The 18,920-nt window shown below is 69.4% G+C and carries 14 protein-coding genes and 1 tRNA gene; 12 read left to right on the forward strand and 3 right to left on the reverse strand.

Annotated elements, in window-relative coordinates; genetic code table 11:
* Positions 1 to 22: 22 nt before the first annotated feature.
* From trpA to AMIS_RS07895, 3 genes are all read left to right on the forward strand, one after another.
* Positions 23 to 826, forward strand: coding sequence for a tryptophan synthase subunit alpha (trpA, locus tag AMIS_RS07885; protein ID WP_041829614.1), 804 nt, complete (start codon positions 23 to 25; stop codon positions 824 to 826).
* A 90-nt stretch (positions 827 to 916) separates the two neighbouring features.
* Positions 917 to 2,032 carry a prolipoprotein diacylglyceryl transferase gene (gene lgt / locus AMIS_RS07890; protein WP_014441685.1) on the forward strand — a complete coding sequence of 372 codons (1,116 nt, stop codon included), beginning with the start codon at positions 917 to 919 and terminating at the stop codon, positions 2,030 to 2,032.
* Positions 2,033 to 2,047: 15 nt separating this feature from the next.
* On the forward strand, positions 2,048 to 2,269 hold the full coding sequence (locus tag AMIS_RS07895) for an NAD(P)-binding protein (protein ID WP_014441686.1): 222 nt from the start codon (positions 2,048 to 2,050) through the stop codon (positions 2,267 to 2,269).
* A gap of 271 nt (positions 2,270 to 2,540) precedes the next feature.
* Here the strand turns inward: AMIS_RS07895 and AMIS_RS07900 are convergent, their stop codons facing one another.
* Positions 2,541 to 3,413, reverse strand: a complete 873-nt coding sequence (locus AMIS_RS07900; protein ID WP_014441687.1) for a GNAT family N-acetyltransferase — start codon at positions 3,411 to 3,413, stop codon at positions 2,541 to 2,543.
* A 204-nt stretch (positions 3,414 to 3,617) separates the two neighbouring features.
* Here AMIS_RS07900 and gltB point away from each other — a divergent pair, with 204 nt between their 5' ends.
* From gltB to AMIS_RS07920, 4 genes are all read left to right on the forward strand, one after another.
* Positions 3,618 to 8,147, forward strand: coding sequence for a glutamate synthase large subunit (gene gltB / locus AMIS_RS07905; RefSeq protein WP_083888588.1), 4,530 nt, complete (start codon positions 3,618 to 3,620; stop codon positions 8,145 to 8,147).
* Entirely contained in the window at positions 8,140 to 9,609 is a 1,470-nt protein-coding gene (locus AMIS_RS07910; RefSeq protein ID WP_014441689.1) for a glutamate synthase subunit beta, read from the forward strand. The genes gltB and AMIS_RS07910 overlap by 8 nt, the downstream gene beginning before the upstream one ends.
* A gap of 338 nt (positions 9,610 to 9,947) precedes the next feature.
* The gene (gene pyk / locus AMIS_RS07915; protein WP_014441690.1) at positions 9,948 to 11,387 is read left to right on the forward strand and encodes a pyruvate kinase; all 1,440 of its coding nucleotides are present in this window, start codon (positions 9,948 to 9,950) and stop codon (positions 11,385 to 11,387) included.
* Positions 11,384 to 12,262, forward strand: a complete 879-nt coding sequence (locus tag AMIS_RS07920) for an acyl-CoA thioesterase (RefSeq protein WP_014441691.1) — start codon at positions 11,384 to 11,386, stop codon at positions 12,260 to 12,262. The genes pyk and AMIS_RS07920 overlap by 4 nt, the downstream gene beginning before the upstream one ends.
* Positions 12,263 to 12,354: 92 nt before the next feature.
* Here the strand turns inward: AMIS_RS07920 and AMIS_RS07925 are convergent, their stop codons facing one another.
* Positions 12,355 to 13,227, reverse strand: coding sequence for an HdeD family acid-resistance protein (locus tag AMIS_RS07925; protein ID WP_014441692.1), 873 nt, complete (start codon positions 13,225 to 13,227; stop codon positions 12,355 to 12,357).
* A gap of 283 nt (positions 13,228 to 13,510) precedes the next feature.
* Positions 13,511 to 13,587 (reverse strand) — tRNA-Leu (locus tag AMIS_RS07930).
* 144 nt (positions 13,588 to 13,731) lie between these two features.
* Between AMIS_RS07930 and AMIS_RS07935 the strand changes: the two genes are divergently transcribed.
* The 5 genes from AMIS_RS07935 to AMIS_RS07955 all read left to right on the forward strand — a co-directional run bounded on the left by AMIS_RS07935 (position 13,732) and on the right by AMIS_RS07955 (position 18,630).
* Positions 13,732 to 14,346, forward strand: a complete 615-nt coding sequence (locus tag AMIS_RS07935; protein ID WP_014441693.1) for an ANTAR domain-containing response regulator — start codon at positions 13,732 to 13,734, stop codon at positions 14,344 to 14,346.
* A gap of 165 nt (positions 14,347 to 14,511) precedes the next feature.
* The gene (locus AMIS_RS07940; protein WP_197537996.1) at positions 14,512 to 15,801 is read left to right on the forward strand and encodes a branched-chain amino acid ABC transporter permease; all 1,290 of its coding nucleotides are present in this window, start codon (positions 14,512 to 14,514) and stop codon (positions 15,799 to 15,801) included.
* Positions 15,802 to 15,811: 10 nt separating this feature from the next.
* Positions 15,812 to 16,804 (forward strand): branched-chain amino acid ABC transporter permease, encoded by a 993-nt coding sequence (locus AMIS_RS07945; protein ID WP_014441695.1) that lies wholly within the window; start codon positions 15,812 to 15,814, stop codon positions 16,802 to 16,804.
* Positions 16,794 to 17,855 (forward strand): ABC transporter ATP-binding protein, encoded by a 1,062-nt coding sequence (locus tag AMIS_RS07950; protein ID WP_014441696.1) that lies wholly within the window; start codon positions 16,794 to 16,796, stop codon positions 17,853 to 17,855. Before AMIS_RS07945 ends, AMIS_RS07950 begins: the two co-directional genes overlap by 11 nt.
* Positions 17,848 to 18,630: an ABC transporter ATP-binding protein gene (locus tag AMIS_RS07955; RefSeq protein WP_014441697.1), complete on the forward strand. Its 783-nt coding sequence runs from the start codon at positions 17,848 to 17,850 to the stop codon at positions 18,628 to 18,630. The genes AMIS_RS07950 and AMIS_RS07955 overlap by 8 nt, the downstream gene beginning before the upstream one ends.
* The last annotated feature ends 290 nt before the right edge of the window (positions 18,631 to 18,920 follow it).

Genomic DNA, 18,920 nt, shown 5'->3' on the forward strand with positions numbered 1-18,920 from the left:
TAACCCCGCGGCGGAAAACCGAATGCAAAACCGTATTGGGGCGACCTTCGAGAAGGCGAAGTCCGAGAACCGCGCGGTGCTGGTCGGCTGCATGCCGGCCGGCTTCCCGACGGTCGACGACAGCATCGAGCAGATGATCGAGATGCACCGTGCGGGGTGCGACGTCATCGAGGTCGAGATGCCGTACTCGGACCCGGTCATGGACGGCCCGGTGATCCAGAAAGCGAGCGACATCGCGCTCGCCAACGGTGTCCGCACCAGGGACACCCTGAAGATCATCGACGCGGTCTCGTCGGCCGGCGCCACCGTGGTGCTGATGACCTACTGGAACCCGATCGAGAAGTACGGTGTCGACGCGTTCGCCCGTGACCTCGCGGCGGCCGGGGCCACCGGGCTGATCACGCCCGACCTGATCCCGGACGAGGCGGGCGAGTGGATCGACGCTTCAGATCAACACCACATCGACCGTACGTTCCTGGTCGCGCCGAGCTCGACCGACGAGCGCATCGCGATGACCCTCGCGAACTGCCGCGGTTTCGTCTACGCCACCGCGCTGATGGGCGTGACCGGCGCCCGTACCTCGGTCTCCTCCCAGGCTCCGGAGCTGGTGGCCCGGATCCGGGCGACCGATCCCTCGATGCCGATCGGGGTGGGTCTCGGTGTCGGCAACGGCGCACAGGCCGCCGAGGTGGCGGCGTTCGCCGACGGGGTGATCGTCGGCAGCGCGCTGATCCGCTGCGTGCTCGAGGCACCGGACCGCAAGACCGGGCTGGAGCGGCTTCGCGCCCTGAGCGCTGAACTGGCCGAAGGCGTACGCACCCGCTGAGAAAGCGCTGAGACGCCGGGCACGGCTTTATGAAATCGGAGCCCTGCCCGGCACTCATCTCTCAGTATCGCGGCGGTAGCGTGTGCACCCGTGAACATCGCCGCCATCCCCAGCCCGACGACGTCCGTGTGGCATCTCGGACCCTTCCCGCTTCGGGCCTACGCGCTGTGCATCATCGCCGGCATGGTCGTCGCCACGCTCCTGATGGAGAAGCGCCTGCGCAACCGTGGTGTGGCCCCGTGGACCTCGCTGGACATGGTCGTGTGGGCGGTGCCGTTCGGCATCATCGGCGCCCGGATCTACCACCTGATCACCTCGCCGCAGGACTACTTCGGCGCCGGTGGCGACCCGATCCGCGCCTTCTACATCTGGGAGGGCGGCCTCGGCATCTGGGGCGCGGTGGCCGGCGGCGCGCTCGGCGCCTGGATCGCGGCCCGGCAAATCGGCCTGCCGCTGAGCGTCTTCGCCGACGCGCTCGCCCCGGCGCTGCCGGTGGCCCAGGCGCTCGGCCGGATCGGCAACTGGTTCAACAACGAGCTCTACGGCAAGGTCACCACGCTGCCGTGGGGCCTCGAGATCCACGAGATGGACTCGGCCAACCCCGGCCACGCCACCGTGATCGACGGCGAGCCGGTCACCAAGCCGGAGCTCTATCACCCCACCTTCCTGTACGAGGCGATCTGGGACCTCGGCATCGCCGGTGTGGTGTGGCTGCTGGACCGGAAGTTCAAGTTCGGCCGTGGACGGGCGTTCGCGCTCTACGTGATGCTCTACACCGCCGGGCGCGCCTGGATCGAGATGCTGCGCACCGACGAGGCGAACCACTTCTTCGGCATCCGGCTCAACGTGTTCACCGCGATCATCCTGTTCCTGGCGGCGGCGGTGTACTTCGTGGTGGTGCGCGGCCCCCGGGAGTACGTGGTGCCGATCGACGCGCCGTCCTCCGCGGAGGCTGTCGCGGGGAATGCCTCGGAAGATGTCTCGCAGGTGGACGTCACGGCTGGTGGCGGTGCTGCCGCGAAGACGCCGACCGCGTATCAGGTGGTGGACGAGGAGCGGTTCCGGGAGTACCAGCGGACCGGGATCTTGGCGCCCGTCGCCGCGTCCTCTCCCACGGGATCTTCCGCGGAGTCAGCGTCAGGGTCGGAGTCCGGGTCGGAGTCGGAGTCGGTTCCGACCGCCTCCTCGCCGGACGACAAGAACTGACCACCGGCCCGCGTCATGCGTACGGCTGTGGTCGTCGGCGCGGCCATGTCCGGGCTCGCCGCAGCCGGGGCGCTCTCCCGGACCGGTTGGCGGGTCGTCGTCCTGGAACGCGCGGAACGGGTCGCGGCGCCCCGGGCCGCCGTCGTGCTCCGGCCCAACGGCCAGCGCGATCCGGACCGGCTTCGAGGTGACGACCGTGGCGGCCGGCCGGACCGGCGTCCCGCCGCCGAAACCTGAACCCGGCAGCGGACTGGTCCCCGCCGGACTGACGGCCGCGGCGGCGCGGCGGGGCTCCGTGGTGGTGTGCGGCCCGCGGCGACCCGTGGGGCTGGCGATGCCGGCGGGGCGGGAGATCAGATTGTGGGAACGCAAATCACTCGATCGGTGGTGCGGGCGGCAGCGCTGTGAGCGTTCACAATGATCATGAAGGTAAGGATCGAATATGGCCCGACTGCTTACCCCGTACCAGATGGTGGGAAGAGTGAGATAGTCGCCCGGGCCCGGAAGATCACAGGGACGCGGCCGCCGGTGACGCGATGCAGGCGGTGCCCACCCGGCGGAACCCGACGCGGGTGTAGAGGCGGGCCACGTCGTCGTCCCCGGCCGACAGCAGGACGAGATCGACCCCGGTCGCCAGCAGCCGGCCGGTGAGCGTGGCGGTGAGCTGCGACGCGTACCCCCGGTTGCGGGCCGACGGCAGGGTCGCGACGCCGACGATCTCCGCGACGTCGCCGACGCGCTGGCCGGTCGCGGTGGCGAGGATGCCGTCGTCGGGGGACTCGGCGACGGCTGTGATGTAGTCGCCGGTCTCGAACATGGCCCGCGCGTGCCGCACCGCCTCCTCGCTCGGCGCCTCGGCCGCGTCCCGCTCGGCGGGGCCGGCACCGTCGATGACCAGTGTGTTCTCCGCCATCTCCAGGGGCGCGCGGTAGGCCGGCGCGCCGAAGCCGAGGCGGGCGACGGCATGGGAGGCGCCCAGATCGGCGGCGAAGCTGGCGGCTGCCGGGTCCAGATAGCGGATCTTGGCGCCGCGGATCGGCAGGTCGGGGACGAGCGCCGCGGGGTCCAGCACCAGCAGGGGAGCCAGCAACACGTCCAGCCCGGCCGAACGGGCCACCGGGAGCAGGTCCGGCATGCTCTCGTGAACCCACTCGAAAGCCTCGGGAACGCCCAGGTCGCGCTGCCGGCGGCGGGTTTCGACGAGGTCTGCCGCCGAAGGGGTGTGCGAACCCGGCCGCGGACGGGCATAGTAGGGCCAGCCCTCTCCCTCGCGGACGAAGAGAGTCAGCGCACCGATCTCCTCGATCCGCGCCCAGGGGCGGGGCAAAGCGTCGTAGAACCGTTCGAGTCGGTCGAAGAGGCCGGAATCCACTGGCGCCATCGCGCGAGACTACCGGTCCCGGCACCGGCTGTGCTATTCAGTTCCTCCGCCTATCGGTGCGAGGTGTGACCAATCCGCATCTGGCGGAGATCAGTGTCTCTTAACGTAGACTCGAGAGACTTTGCAGGGCCGACGTCGTCCCGACCTCAGAATGAAACACCAGTGACGACAGGAGGCCCGGTGGCATATCCGCACCCCCAGGGGATGTACGACCCGGCGTACGAGCGTGATGCGTGTGGTGTGGCCTTTGTTGCCGACATTCACGGACGTCGCTCCCATGACGTGGTCGCCAAGGGCCTTTCGGCGCTTATTCGCCTGGACCACCGGGGCGCCCGTGGCGCCGAGCAGAACACCGGCGACGGCGCCGGCATCATGATCCAGGTTCCGGACGCGTACTTCCGCGCGGCCGCCGGCTTCGAGCTTCCTCCGGCCGGCGCCTACGCCGCCGGTCTGGTGTTCCTGCCGACGGACCCCGACGACGCGGCCCGGGCTATCAAGATCTTCGAGAAGTACGTGCTCGTCGAGGGCGGTGAGGTTCTCGGCTGGCGTGACGTCCCGGTGGACCCGTCCGACCTGGGCGCCACGGCCGAGGACGCGCGCCCGGCGATCCGCCAGGTGTTCCTCGCCGCGCACCGGCTCTCCACCTCGGCCGCCGGCCCCGCCGGTGAGCAGCTGTCCGGCATCGAGCTGGACCGGGTGGCGTTCTGCATCCGCAAGCAGGCCGAGCGGGAGACGTCGCAGCGTGGCATCGCGATGTACTTCCCGTCGCTCTCCTCGCGGACCATCACGTACAAGGGCATGCTCACGCCCGAGCAGCTGCCGGCGTTCTTCCCGGACCTGACCGACGACCGGGTCGACAGCGCGATCGCGCTGGTCCACTCCCGGTTCTCCACGAACACGTTCCCGTCGTGGCCGCTCGCCCACCCGTACCGGTTGATCGCCCACAACGGTGAGATCAACACGATCCGGGGCAACAAGAACTGGATGGCGGCCCGCGAGGCGCTGCTCTCCTCCCCGAACATCCCGGGCAACATCAAGCGGCTCTTCCCGATCAACTCGCCGGAGGCGTCCGACTCGGCGAGCTTCGACGAGGTGCTGGAGCTGCTGCACCTGGCCGGCCGCAGCCTGCCGCACGCCGTGCTGATGATGATTCCCGAGGCGTGGGAGAACGACCCGGAGATGGAGCCGGCGCGCCGCGCGTTCTACCGGTTCCACGCGAGCCTGATGGAGCCGTGGGACGGCCCGGCCGCCGTGGCGTTCACCGACGGCACGATCATCGGCGCGGTGCTGGACCGCAACGGTCTGCGCCCGGGTCGCTGGTGGCACACCGCCGACGGTCTCGTGGTGCTCGGCTCCGAGGCCGGCGTCATCGACGTCGACCCGGCTCGCGTGGTGGCGAAGGGCCGCCTGCAGCCCGGCAAGATGTTCCTGGTCGACACCGCGGCCGGTCGCATCGTGCACGACGCCGAGATCAAGGAGGAGCTGGCCGCCGCCGAGCCGTACGCGGACTGGCTGCACGCCGGCCTGATCGAGCTCGGCGACCTGCCGGCCCGCGAGCACGTGATCTACACCCACGACTCGGTGACCCGGCGGCAGCAGGTTTTCGGCTACTCCGAGGAGGAGCTGAAGATCCTGGTCGGCCCGATGGCGCGGACCGGCGCGGAGCCGCTCGGCTCGATGGGCACGGACACCCCGATCTCGCCGCTCTCCACCCGGCCGCGGCTGCTGTTCGACTACTTCCACCAGCTCTTCGCCCAGGTGACGAACCCGCCGCTGGACGCGATCCGCGAGGAGCTGGTGACCAGCCTCTCGATGACGATCGGCCCGGAGGCGAACCTGCTCGACCCGGGACCGGCCAGCTGCCGTCAGGTGGTCCTGCCGTACCCGGTGATCGACAACGACGAGCTGGCGAAGCTGCTCTCCATCGACGAGGACGGCGACCTGCCCGGCTTCAAGGCGGTGCGGGTCTCCGGCCTGTACCCGCTGCGGGACGGCGCGGCCGGTATCAAGGCCCGGCTCACGCAGATCTGCCGGCACGTCTCGGAGGCGATCGAGGACGGGGTGCGCATCCTCGTGCTCTCCGACCGCGACTCCAACGCCGATCTGGCGCCGATCCCGTCGCTCCTGCTCACCGCGGCGGTTCACCAGCATCTGGTACGGGAACAGACCCGTACCCAGGTGGCGCTCGTCGTCGAGTCCGGTGACTGCCGTGAGGTCCACCACGTGGCCACGCTGATCGGCTTCGGGGCGGCGGCGGTCAACCCGTACCTCGCCTTCGAGAGCGTGGACGACCTGATCGCGACAGGCGCGCTCGTCGGCGTGGAGCCGCGCACGGCGGTCCGCAACTACGTCAAGGCGCTCGGCAAGGGCGTCCTGAAGATCATGTCCAAGATGGGCATCTCGACGGTGTCGTCGTACTGCGGCGCCCAGGTGTTCGAGGCCGTCGGCCTGGACAACAAGGTGCTCCAGCGGTACTTCGCGGGCACGTCCGGGCGGATCGGCGGCGTCGGTCTGGCCGGCATCCACGCCGAGGTCAAGGCGCGGCACGAGAAGGCGTACCCGGCGAACCCGGCCGAGCGGGCGCACCGGCGTCTCGAGGTCGGCGGCGAGTACCAGTGGCGTCGCGAGGGTGAGCTGCACCTGTTCAACCCGGAGACCGTGTTCCTGCTGCAGCACGCGACGCGGTCCAAGCAGTACGACGTTTTCCGTAAATATACGGAAAAGGTGGACACGCTGGCCGCCGAGGCCGGACACCTTCGTGGTCTTTTCCGGTTCAAGTCGGACAGGCCCGCCATCAGCATCGACGACGTCGAGCCGGCGTCCGAGATCGTCAAGCGGTTCGCCACCGGCGCGATGAGCTACGGCTCGATCTCCGCCGAGTCGCACGAGACCCTGGCCATCGCGATGAACCGGATCGGCGGCAAGTCGAACACCGGTGAGGGCGGCGAGGACGTCGAGCGGCTGTACGACCCGGAGCGTCGTTCCGCGGTCAAGCAGATCGCTTCCGGCCGCTTCGGCGTGACGAGCGAATACCTCGTCAACGCGGACGACCTGCAGATCAAGATGGCGCAGGGCGCGAAGCCCGGCGAGGGCGGCCAGCTGCCCGGCAACAAGGTGTGGCCGTGGGTCGCCAAGACCCGGCACGCCACGCCGGGCGTCGGCCTGATCTCGCCGCCGCCGCACCACGACATCTACTCCATCGAGGACCTGGCCCAGCTGGTCCACGACCTCAAGATGGTGAACCCGGCCTCCCGGGTGCACGTGAAGCTGGTCAGCGAGATCGGTGTCGGCACCGTCGCGGCGGGTGTCGCGAAGCTGAAGGCCGACGTCATCCTGATCTCCGGCCACGACGGCGGCACCGGCGCGTCCCCGCTGAACTCGCTCAAGCACGCCGGCACCCCGTGGGAGCTCGGCCTGGCCGAGGCCCAGCAGACGCTGCTGCTGAACAAGCTGCGGGACCGGGTCACCGTGCAGGTCGACGGTCAGCTCAAGACCGGCCGGGACGTGGTGATCGCGGCGCTGCTCGGCGCCGAGGAGTTCGGTTTCGCGACGGCTCCGCTGATCGTCTCCGGCTGCATCATGATGCGGGTCTGTCACCTGGACACCTGTCCGGTCGGCATCGCCACGCAGAACCCGGTGCTGCGCGAGCGCTACACCGGCAAGCCGGAGTTCGTGGAGAACTTCTTCATGTTCCTCGCCGAGGAGGTCCGGGAGATCCTGGCCGAGCTCGGTTTCCGGAGCATCGACGAGGCGATCGGCCAGGCCGAGGTGCTCGACGTCGTTCCGGCGATCAACCACTGGAAGGCGAAGGGGCTGGACCTGGCGCCGGTGCTCTACGTGCCGGAGCTGCCCGAGGGCGCGTCCCGGCGCGGCATCGTGGCGCAGGACCACGGCCTGGAGAAGGCGCTGGACAACGAGCTGATCGCGCTGGCCCAGCCGGCTCTGATCAAGGGCACGCCGGTCCGCGCCGAGGTCGTCGTCCGTAACGACCAGCGCAGCGTCGGCGCGATGCTCGGCGGCGAGGTGAGCCGGCGGTACGGCGGTAACGGCCTGCCCGACGACACCATCTCGTTCACCCTGCGCGGCACCGGCGGCCAGTCGTTCGGCGCGTTCCTGCCGCGCGGCGTGACCCTGCGGCTGATCGGCGACACGAACGACTACGTGGCGAAGGGCCTCTCCGGCGGGCGGGTGATCGTGCGCCCGGCCGAGGACGCGTCGTTCGTCGCCGAGGAGAACACCATCGCCGGCAACACCATCCTGTACGGGGCCACCGGCGGCGAGGTGTTCCTGCGGGGACGGGTCGGCGAGCGGTTCGCCGTGCGCAACTCGGGCGGCCAGGCCGTCGTCGAGGGCGTCGGCGACCACGGCTGTGAGTACATGACCGGCGGTGTCGTGGTGGTGCTCGGTGCGACCGGGCGCAACTTCGCGGCCGGCATGAGCGGCGGCAAGGCGTTCGTGCTGGACCTGGACGCGTCGCTGGTCAACCCGGAGCTGGTGGACCTGGCGCCGCTGACCGCCGAGGAGCGCGACGTGCTGCGCTCGCTGGTGGAGAAGCACCACGCGGAGACCGACTCGTCGGTTGCCGGCAGGCTGCTGAAGGACTGGGCCGTCGCGGTGGAGCGATTCACCGCCGTCGTGCCGCGCGACTACAAGCGCGTGATGGAACTGATCAGGACCGCCGAAGCCGCCGGTCGCAATGTGGACGAGGCGGTCATGGGGGTTACCAGTGCCTGATCCGAACGGTTTCCTCCGCTACGAGCGGCAGCTGCCGAAGCGCCGCCCGGTCTCGCTGCGGATCATGGACTGGAAAGAGGTGTACCCGCCGGCGGGCGAGGAGCTCATCCGCGACCAGGCCACCCGCTGCATGGACTGCGGCATCCCGTTCTGCCACGACGGCTGCCCGCTCGGCAACCGGATCCCGGACTGGAACGACCTGGTCCGTACCGGGAACTGGGAGTCGGCGATCGAGTCGCTGCACGCCACCAACAACTTCCCGGAGTTCACCGGCCGGCTCTGCCCGGCGCCGTGCGAGGCGGCCTGCGTGCTGGGCATCGCCGACGACCCGGTGACCATCAAGCAGGTCGAGGTGGAGATCGCGAACCACGCCTTCGGGCGCGGTCTCGTGCCGCAGCCGGCCCCGGCGTCGTCCGGTAAGTCGGTCGCGGTGGTCGGTTCCGGTCCGGCCGGCCTGGCGGCCGCCCAGCAGCTGGCGCGAGCCGGTCACGCGGTCACGGTCTACGAGCGCGACGACCGCATCGGCGGCCTCCTCCGGTACGGGATCCCCGACTTCAAGATCGAGAAGGATGTCATCGACACCCGTCTCGCGCAGATGGAGGCCGAGGGCGTCGTCTTCCAGACCGGGGTGAACGTCGGCGCCGACGTCACCGCCGACGACCTGCGGGAGCGTTACGACGCGGTGCTGCTGGCCGCGGGCGCGCTGGCCGGCCGGGACACCCCGGACACGCCGGGCCGCCACCTCAAGGGCGTGCACCTCGCGATGGAGCACCTGGTCCCGGCGAACCGGATCGTCGCCGGCCTGCAGGACACCACGCCGATCGACGCCAAGGGCAAGCACGTGATCATCATCGGCGGCGGCGACACCGGCGCCGACTGCCTCGGTGTCGCGCACCGCCAGGGCGCCGCGTCGGTGACCCAGCTCGACCAGTACCCGCTGCCCCCGGAGGCGCGGACCGGCCTCAACGACCCGTGGCCGACCTGGCCGCTGATCCTGCGCAACTACGCCGCGCACGAGGAAGGTGGCGACCGCGTGTTCGGCGTGGCCGTGCAGGAATTCGTCGGCGACGCCGACGGCAACCTCACCGCCATCCGGATCGCGAACGTCCAGGTGCAGCGCATCGACGGCGTCCGCACGGTGGTCGTCGAGCCGGGTTCGGAGCGCGAGTTGCGCGCCGACCTGGTCCTTCTCGCCATCGGTTTCGAGGGTACGGAGGATCAGCCGCTCCTCGCCCAGTTCGGGCTCGAGCGCAACCGGCGCAACGTGCTGGACGCCAATCGGCAGTGGCAGACCGAGGCGGACGGCGTGTTCGTCGCCGGTGACATGCACAAGGGCGCTTCGCTGATCGTCTGGGCGATCGCCGAGGGCCGGGCCGCCGCCGCGGCGATCCACGATTACCTGGGCGCGGCCGGCGAACTGCCCGCTCCGGTGCGATCGGATTCGCGGCCGCTCTCGGTCTGAGCAATTCCGTCACGACGGCCCGCCGCATTTTCCGCGGCGGGCCGCCGTCATTTCCGGGGCCGCCGGGAAACGCCATTTTGCGCGCTCTCGAAGTAAATTCCGCGGGTGGTTACCGAGCGTTAAGGTGAGCGGCTGTCCGCCCGTACCCGGATGGGGGTCCGGCATGTGCCGACGGACGCCGGAAGCCGACCGATAAGCTGAACCCCGCGGTCGCCGACGCCCGCCGGACGACGCAGCTCACCCGTGTGGACGCGGGTTTGACCTCGCCGTCGACACCCGCAGTTCATGACGTTGCCGGGGGTCGGCCGCCGAGCCGACCGGGGAGAAGGACTAGCCTGATGGCCGTGACACGCCGCGTAAAGATCGTCTGCACGATGGGACCCGCCACCAAGTCGCCGGAGCGCATGCTCGGCCTTGTCGAGGCGGGCATGGACGTGGCCCGGATGAACTTCAGCCACGACACCCGTGAGAACCACAAGGAGATGTACGAGCTGGTCCGCTCCGCCGCGGAGCAGACCGGCCGTGCCGTCGCGATCCTCGCTGACCTCCAGGGCCCGAAGATCCGGCTGGGGAAGTTCGCCGATGGCCCGCACCGCTGGGAGACCGGCGACCGCGTCGTCATCACCAGCGACGACATCCTGGGCACGAAGGACCGCGTCTCCTGCACCTATACGAAGCTGCCGCAGGAGGTCAAGGCCGGTGACCGGCTCCTGATCGACGACGGCAAGGTCGCGGTCGAGGTGACCGGGGTCGAGGACGGCAAGGACATCCAGTGCCTGGTCACCGAGGGTGGCCCGGTCAGCAACAACAAGGGTGTCTCGCTGCCGAACGTCGCGGTCAGCGTCCCCGCGATGAGCGACAAGGACGAGCAGGACCTGCGGTTCGCGCTGAAGCTCGGCGTCGACCTGGTCGCGCTCTCGTTCGTCCGTTCGCCGGAGGACATCAAGCTGGTCCACGCGGTGATGGATGAGGAGGGCCGCCGGGTCCCGGTCATCGCCAAGGTGGAGAAGCCGGAGGCCGTCGAGCACCTCGAGGCCATCGTGCTCGCCTTCGACGGCGTCATGGTCGCCCGCGGTGACCTCGGCGTCGAGCTCCCGCTGGACCAGGTCCCGCTGGTGCAGAAGCGTGCCGTGCAGCTCTGCCGGGAGAACGCGAAGCCGGTCATCGTCGCGACCCAGATGCTCGACTCCATGATCGAGAACTCGCGCCCGACCCGCGCCGAGGCCTCCGACGTGGCGAACGCGGTGCTCGACGGCACCGACGCCGTGATGCTCTCCGGCGAGACCAGCGTCGGCAAGTACCCGGTGCTCACCGTCAGCACCATGGCGAAGATCGTCACCACCACCGAGGCCGGTGGCATGGGCGTCCCGCGTCTGCAGCACGACCCGCGGACCCACGGTGGCGCGCTGACCGTCGCCGCCTCGCAGATCGCCCGCAACATCGGCGCGAAGGCGCTTGTCGCGTTCTCGCAGACCGGCGACACCGTGCGCCGGCTCGCCCGCCTCCACTGCGACCTGCCGCTCTACGCGTTCACCCCGGTCTCCGAGGTGCGCAACACGATGGCCGTCAGCTGGGGTGTCGAGACCTTCCTGACCGACTTCGTCGAGCACACCGACGACATGTTCCGTCAGGTCGACGCCAAGATGCTGGGCCTCGGCCTGGCCAAGCCCGGCGACTACGTGGTCGTCGTGGCCGGCTCCCCGCCGAACGCGCCCGGCTCCACCAACACCCTGCGCGTGCACCAGCTCGGCTCGCTCGTCGACCCGGCCACGGTGTGACCTTGCCGATTCAGGGACAGGCCGCGGTCGACCAGCTTCTGGATCTGCTCGATCTGGAGCAGGTCGACCCGGCCACCTTCCGGGGCGAGAGCCCGCAGACCGGCGCCCAGCGCGTGTTCGGCGGACAGGTCGCCGGGCAGGCGCTGGTGGCGGCCGGCCGGACGGTGTCCCCGGACCGGCAGGTGCACTCCCTGCACGGCTACTTCGTCCGGGCCGGCGACCCGAGCGTCCCGATCACGTTCCACGTGGAGACCATCCGGGACGGGCGGTCGTTCTCGGTGCGCCGCTCGACCGCGAAGCAGCACGACAAGACGATCTTCTTCATGTCGGCGTCGTTCCAGATGCCGGAGGAAGGGCTCGACCACCACACCCCGCCGCCGACCGGCGTGCCGGCACCGGAGGACGTGCCCACCATGCGCGACTGGGTGGAGCGTTACCCGGAGCGGATGGGCATGTTCAAGTCCTCCCCGCAGGCCGTCGACGTCCGGTACCTCGGCGTGCCGGGCTGGGTGCCGCCGGGTGACCGCGAGGTCCAGCCCGAGCAGCGGGTGTGGATGCGGATCAACGGCAAGCTGCCGGACGACCCGCTGATCCACGCGTGCGCGCTGACGTACGCGTCGGACCTGTCCCTGCTCGACGCGGTGCTCTCCACGCACGGCGAGGTGTGGGGCCCGGGCGGAGTGATCGGCGCGAGCCTGGACCACGCGCTCTGGCTGCACCGGCCGTTCCGGGCCGACGAGTGGTTCCTCTACGACAGCGCGAGCCCGTCCGCCAGCGGGGCTCGCGGTCTGGCCAGTGGCCGGATGTTCACCCGGGACGGCCGGCACATCGCCAGCGCCGTCCAGGAGGGCCTGCTCCGCCGCGTCGGGGCTTGACCTCTCATCGGGGCACCCCGCCGGTCGTGGATCCCGGCCCGGCGACTGGCCGTCTGCGGATCCACCACCGGCGGGGCCGGGGAACAGAGTTCTCAGCCTGCTGTCTTGCCGTCGTCGCCGACCTTCCCGGCGGGCGCGATCTCGGTGGCGGTGACACCCTCCGCGGTGTCCGGGACCGCCGGCAGATCGGCCGGCTCGGCGTGCCGGGCACCGGCCCGCGGACCGGTGATGCCCGCCTGCAGCAGCATCGCGTCGAGGTCGGCCGTGGTGCGCAGCACATGGTCGTGGTACGTGGCGCCGGGGATCTCGCCGGTCCCGCCCCGGGGCGTCACCGCCGGGATGTCCGATGCGTCCTCGGCCCGATGCCGGGCCCGCGACGGCGTCGACTCGTAGTCGGTGCGGCCCGCGGTGTACCCGGTGAGGCCGGCCGAGCGTTCCGGCGGCAGCTCCAGGACGTTCTTGCGCATCGTGTGCGCGACCTCCCGCAGCCGCAGCGAGGTGACCAGGTCGGCCACGCCGCGCAGGACGGCCAGGGCGCCGAGCGTCACGATGATCAGATCGGCGGTCCGGGCGAACGGTCCGGCGGAGAAGTAGCCGAGGCCGGTCTCCAGCACGCCGATCGTGACGATCAGGCTCCACACCCGGTCCGAGCCGCGGGTCATGATCCCGACGGCGACGTCCACCGCGCCGCGGACCATGAGGTACCAGCCGACCAGTGAGGCCGGGGTCGCGTACGTGGAGTCGGGCGTGGTCATCAGCACGGCGCCGGTCGCGCCGAAGATCACGGTGAGGGCCGCGTTCAACCACCAGGTACGAGTGCCGGCCAGCGCGCGCAGCATCTCGCAGACCGCACCGAACAGGATCATCGGACCGGCCACCGCGGCGATGTCGATCGGTTCCAGGCGCATCACCGCCCAGCCGACCGCCAGCCACGCCGCGCCCGCGAACATCAGGAAGCCCCACATACTCCCGCGTGCGACGGTCAGAGGCGAAGATCCGGACCACAACATGAGGCCTCCCGCTGAAGCTGTCCCTGTCATGACAGCATCCAGTGCGAGCCGTGGCGCGGCGTTCGCTCAGATTCGCGGTACGGGGGTTCGCGGCCCGTCTCGAAGACCGGTTTTCCGGCCGTTGACAAGTCGGTTGTCGAAAAGGCGTTCTTATTGTTCCGGCCGGAATTCCGGTGAGCCCGCGCGGAACGGGACGCGGCTGATCGACCGGCGTCAGAGCGCCGCTGAAGTGCTGATTTGGTGCCCCCGGTGGGATTCGAACCCACACTGTATGGTGTTTGAGACCATCTTCTCTGCCAGTTGGAATACAGGGGCCAGCCACTCATCGTGGCACGACTGATCAGGACGTGAGATGGTCACGCCCGGATGAGTCCACGACAGCCTACCTACTAGGCTTAGGGAGGCGGTACCCGCATACCGGGGTGTCGCGACTTCGACGTTCTGGGAGTAGGGGTTTCCGTGGCCGACACGCAGGCTGGTGCCGAGCGCAAGCGGGTGCTCATCGCCGAGGACGAGGCCCTGATCCGGCTCGACCTCGCCGAGATGCTGGTCGAGGAGGGCTACGACGTGGTCGGCGAGGCCGGCGACGGCGAGACCGCGGTGCGCCTGGCCGAGGACCTCAAGCCGGACCTGGTCATCCTGGACATCAAGATGCCGATCATGGACGGCCTGGCCGCCGCCGAGCGGATCGCCGCCGGCCGGATCGCCCCGGTGGTCATGCTGACCGCTTTCAGTCAGCGGGAGCTGGTCGAGCGGGCCCGTGAGGCCGGCGCCATGGCGTACCTGGTGAAGCCGTTCCAGAAATCCGACCTGGTGCCCGCGATCGAGATCGCCCTCTCGCGGTACGCGGAGATCGCCGCCCTCGAGTCGGAGGTGGCCGGTCTGACCGATCGCCTGGAGACCCGCAAGTCGGTGGAGCGCGCCAAGGGCGAGCTCATGACGAAGTACGCGATGACCGAGCCGCAGGCTTTCAAGTGGATCCAGCGGACCGCGATGGATCACCGGATGACGATGCGCGAGGTCGCCGACCGGATCCTCAAGGAGTCCGAGGACGAGGCTCCGGCGGCTGGCTAGACAGCTGTCGAGCCACCACTGCCGGATTGGCACTTGACCAAAGATTGAGGCTTCGTAACGGCTCTGTTACGACCGGCTGCAGCGCTCCTGAGCAGGCTATGATCCCCGCCAGTCCTTCGCGAGACGTCTGGCGGGGATTTCTGCTGCTAAACACAAGGAGCATCGTTGCGTAGAGCCGTGATCATCTTCACGGCCGTTCTCGGTTTCCTGTTCACTTCCCTGGGTCTGGGCGCCACGAGTGCCCTCGCCGAGGGCGAGACGTTACAGGGCACTTTGGTCAATGCCGGCCAGCCAGTGGCGGGCGTCGTGATCAAGGTTGCGGACGAGGGCGGCTCTTCGGTCGGTGAGGCGACTTCCAAGGCTGACGGGAAGTGGTCGGTTCCGGTCCCTGGGGCGGGCACCTACAAGGTGGACCTCGACACCGCGACGCTCCCGCAGGGTGTCACCGTCACCACCGGCCGTTCCAGTCTCACATTGAGTGTCTTCGAGGGCGCCGCACGTAACGTGCTGTTCCCGCTCGGATCGGCGGCCGCACCCGGTGCCGAGGAGCAGGAGGAGGCCCCCGGGTCGTCGAACCTGTCCCGGGTTCTCGACCTCGTCTACACCGGTATCCATTTCGGCCTGATCATCGCGCTGGCCGCTCTCGGCCTCTCGCTGATCTTCGGCACCATGGGCCTGACCAACTTCGCCCACGGTGAGCTGGTCACCTTCGGCGCGCTCATGGCGTTCCTGTTCAACGTCTCGGCGAACCTCCCGCTGTGGTTGTCCGTCGTGGCGGCCGTGGTGCTGGGTGGCCTGTTCGGATGGCTGCAGGACCGCTTCTTCTGGGGCTGGCTGCGCGGCCGGCGGACCGGCCTGATCGGGATGATGATCATCTCGATCGGTGCGGCGCTGATGCTGCGCTACCTGTTCCTGTACTTCTTCGGCGGCCAGACCCGGCAGTACGCCGATTACGTCGCGCAGCCCGGTATCGACCTGGGTCTGATCGCCGTCGCGCCGAAGAACCTGATCATGGACGCGGTCGCGATCGTGGTGCTGATCGTCGTCTCGCTGGCGCTGGTCAAGACCCGCCTCGGCAAGGCGACCCGGGCCGTCTCGACGAACCCGTCGCTGGCCGCGGCGTCCGGCATCAACGTCGACGCCATCATCCGGCTGGTCTGGATGATCGGTGGTGCCCTCGCCGCGCTGAGCGGTGCGATGCTCGGCATCTTCCAGGGCGTGAACTACCAGATGGGGTTCCAGATCCTGCTGCTCGTCTTCGCCGCCGTCACCCTCGGCGGTCTCGGTACGGCGTTCGGCGCGCTGCTGGGTAGCCTGGTGATCGGCCTGGCCACGCAGCTGTCGACGCTGATCATCCCGTCCGAGCTGAAGAACGTCGGCGCGCTGGCCGTGCTCATCGTCATCATTCTGGTTCGGCCGCAGGGCATCCTGGGCCGTCGCGAGCGGATCGGCTGAGGGAGGCACGATGAGCTGGGACATCATTCTCGGCGTCTCCCTGGAGTCGCTGATCAACGCCACGATGATCGCCTACGCCTTGGCAGCGATCGGGCTGAATGTGCACTTCGGTTACACCGGCCTGCTGAACTTCGGCCAGTCCGCGTTCCTCGGCGTCGCCGCCTACGGCATGGCGATGATGGTGGCGACGTTCGGTCTGCCGTTCTGGGTCGGCGTCGCGGTCGGCCTGGCCGGTGCGGTGGTGCTGGCGCTGCTGCTCGGTATTCCGACGCTGCGGTTGCGGGCCGACTACCTGGCGATCGTGACGATCGCCGCGGCGGAGATCGTCCGCCTGCTCTTCCGCTCGGTGTCCCTCAGCGAGTGGACGGGTGGCTCCGACGGTCTGCAGGCGTTCTCGGACGACTTCTACGCCGTCAACCCGTACAGCTCCTCGCTGGACATCGGCACCATCATCAGCTTCGACGCTCGTGAGCTCTGGGTGATGACGGTCGGCTGGGTGCTGGTCGCGATCTCGTTGCTGATCGTCTTCCTGGCGATGCGCAGCCCCTGGGGCCGGGTCATCAAGGCGATCCGCGAGGACGAGGACGCGGTCCGCAGCCTCGGCAAGAACGTCGTGTCGTACAAGATGCAGTCGCTGATCCTCGGTGGCGTCCTCGGTTCGCTGGGCGGTTTCATCATCGCCCTGAAGAACGCGGCGATCCAGCCGGACACCTACGGCACCGAGTTCACGTTCTACATGTACACGATCGTGATCCTCGGCGGCGCGGCCCGCGTCTTCGGCCCGGTCGTCGGCTCGATGATCTTCTGGTTCCTGCTGACCTTCGTCAACGCCGTGCTGCCGCCGGCGATCGCGGAGGGTTACATCCCGTCCTGGCTGATGACCAGCACGCAGGCCGGTGCCGTCGGGTACATCCTGGTGGGCCTCGGCCTCATACTCTTGCTGATTTTCCGCCCGCAGGGCATCTTCGGCGACAAGAAGGAGGTCATGCTCGATGGCCGATGACGTCACCGTTCCGCCCGCCGCCGCGTCCGAGGCTTCGGTCGCACCCGGTGTGCTCCGGGCGCGCGAAGCGCTCAAGGACGTCCCGCACGAGCCCGGGGCGGCCAAGCCCGACCCGATCCTGGTCGCCGACTCGGTCGTCCGCCGCTTCGGTGGCCTGACCGCGGTCTCCGTCGACCACATCGAGATCCAGCGTGGTGCGATCACCGCGCTGATCGGCCCGAACGGCGCCGGCAAGACCACGTTCTTCAACCTGCTCACCGGCTTCGACCGTCCGGACGAGGGCGAGTGGAAGTTCAACGGGAGCCCGCTCGCCGGCGTGCCCGCGCACAAGGTCGCGAAGAAGGGCATGGTCCGCACCTTCCAGCTGACCAAGGCGCTGTCCCGGTTGTCGGTCATCGACAACATGCGCCTCGGCGGCACCGGGCAGAAGGGCGAGTCCTTCTGGCGCTCGCTCGTCCCCGGCCTGTGGAAGAAGCAGGAGCAGGAGATCACCGAGCGGGCCGACGACCTGCTCAAGCGGTTCAAGCTCGACGCCAAGCGGGCCGACTTCGCGGGCAGCCTCTCCGGCGGCCAGCGCAAGCTGCTCGAGATGGCGCGGGCCCTGATGGTGCAGCCCGACATGGTCATGCTGGACGAGCCGATGGCCGGTGTTAACCCGGCGCTGACGCAGTCCCTGCTGGGCCACGTGAAGAGCCTGCGCGAGGACGGCATGACCGTGCTCTTCGTCGAGCACGACATGGACATGGTCCGCGACATCAGCGACTGGGTGATCGTGATGGGCCAGGGCAAGGTGATCGCCGAGGGCACGCCGGACACGGTGATGGCCGACCCGCGGGTCATCGACGCCTACCTCGGCTCGCACCACGACGGCACCGAGCACGACTCGGCCGAGGTGGCGGCTGAGGTGCCCGGAGCGTCTTCCGTGGACGAGCCGGCCGCGGCTTCGTCACCGGCGGCGTCGGCTTCGCCCGCGGCCGCGCCGGCGACGGAGAAGGCTGTTTCGGACAAGCCGGCTTCGGACAAGCCTGAAGGAGGTAAGGCCGATGAGTGACGCAGTCTCGAGCAACGAGGTCGAGGGCCGCGACGAGCACCTGACCGCGGCCGAGGGCGCCCTGGTCCGCGTCGACGACGTGACCGCCGGGTACCTGCCCGGGGTCAACATCCTCAACGGCTGTGACCTCTACGCCAAGGAAGGCGAGCTGGTCGGCATCATCGGCCCCAACGGCGCCGGCAAGTCGACCCTGCTCAAGTCCCTCTTCGGCCTGGTGACGATCCGATCCGGCGAGGTCACCCTGCGCGGCGAGAAGATCACCAACGTCAAGGCGAACAAGCTCGTCGCCAAGGGCATCGGGTTCGTCCCGCAGACCAACAACGTCTTCGGCACGCTCACCATCGAAGAGAACCTCGAGATGGGTACGTTCCTGCGGCCGAAGCGCTTCAAGGAGCGTTTCGAGTTCGTGGCGGGGCTGTTCCCGGCCCTGGGAACCCGGCGCAAGCAGCGTGCCGGCTCCCTGTCCGGTGGCGAGCGTCAGATGGTCGCCATGGGGCGGGCGCTGATGATGGAGCCCAGCGTCCTGCTGCTCGACGAGCCGTCGGCGGGTCTGTCGCCGGCCATGCAGGACGAGGTCTTCTTCCGCACCAAGCAGATCAACGACACCGGCGTCACGGTCATCATGGTCGAGCAGAACGCGCGTCGCTGCCTGCAGATCTGCAACCGGGGCTACGTGCTGGACCAGGGCCGCAACGCCTACACGGCGTCCGGCCGCGACCTGATCCACGACCCGAAGGTGATCGAGCTGTACCTGGGCACCCTCGCCCGAGCCTGATCCCCTCACTGCACAGCGGAAGGCCCCGGGAACCGTGTGGTTCCCGGGGCCTTTCCCTGTCCCGGGGTGGTGACTTCACACGCGGCGTGCTGTTCGCCTCCACGTGGGACTGCGGGTGACGTTCACACGCCGGCGGCTTTCGCGTGGGACTCGGGGCGCGGAACAGGCCTGTGATCCACACGCGAGGGAGGGTGGGGAGCGCGGTCACCCCGTACCCCCGGAAGGGCGTCAGCGGCCCTCTCAGGCCGCGGCAGAAAGGGCGAGGGCCCGGCCAGACGGCCGGGCCCTCG

The organism is Actinoplanes missouriensis 431 (assembly GCF_000284295.1).
Taxonomy (GTDB): Bacteria; Actinomycetota; Actinomycetes; order Mycobacteriales; family Micromonosporaceae; genus Actinoplanes; species Actinoplanes missouriensis.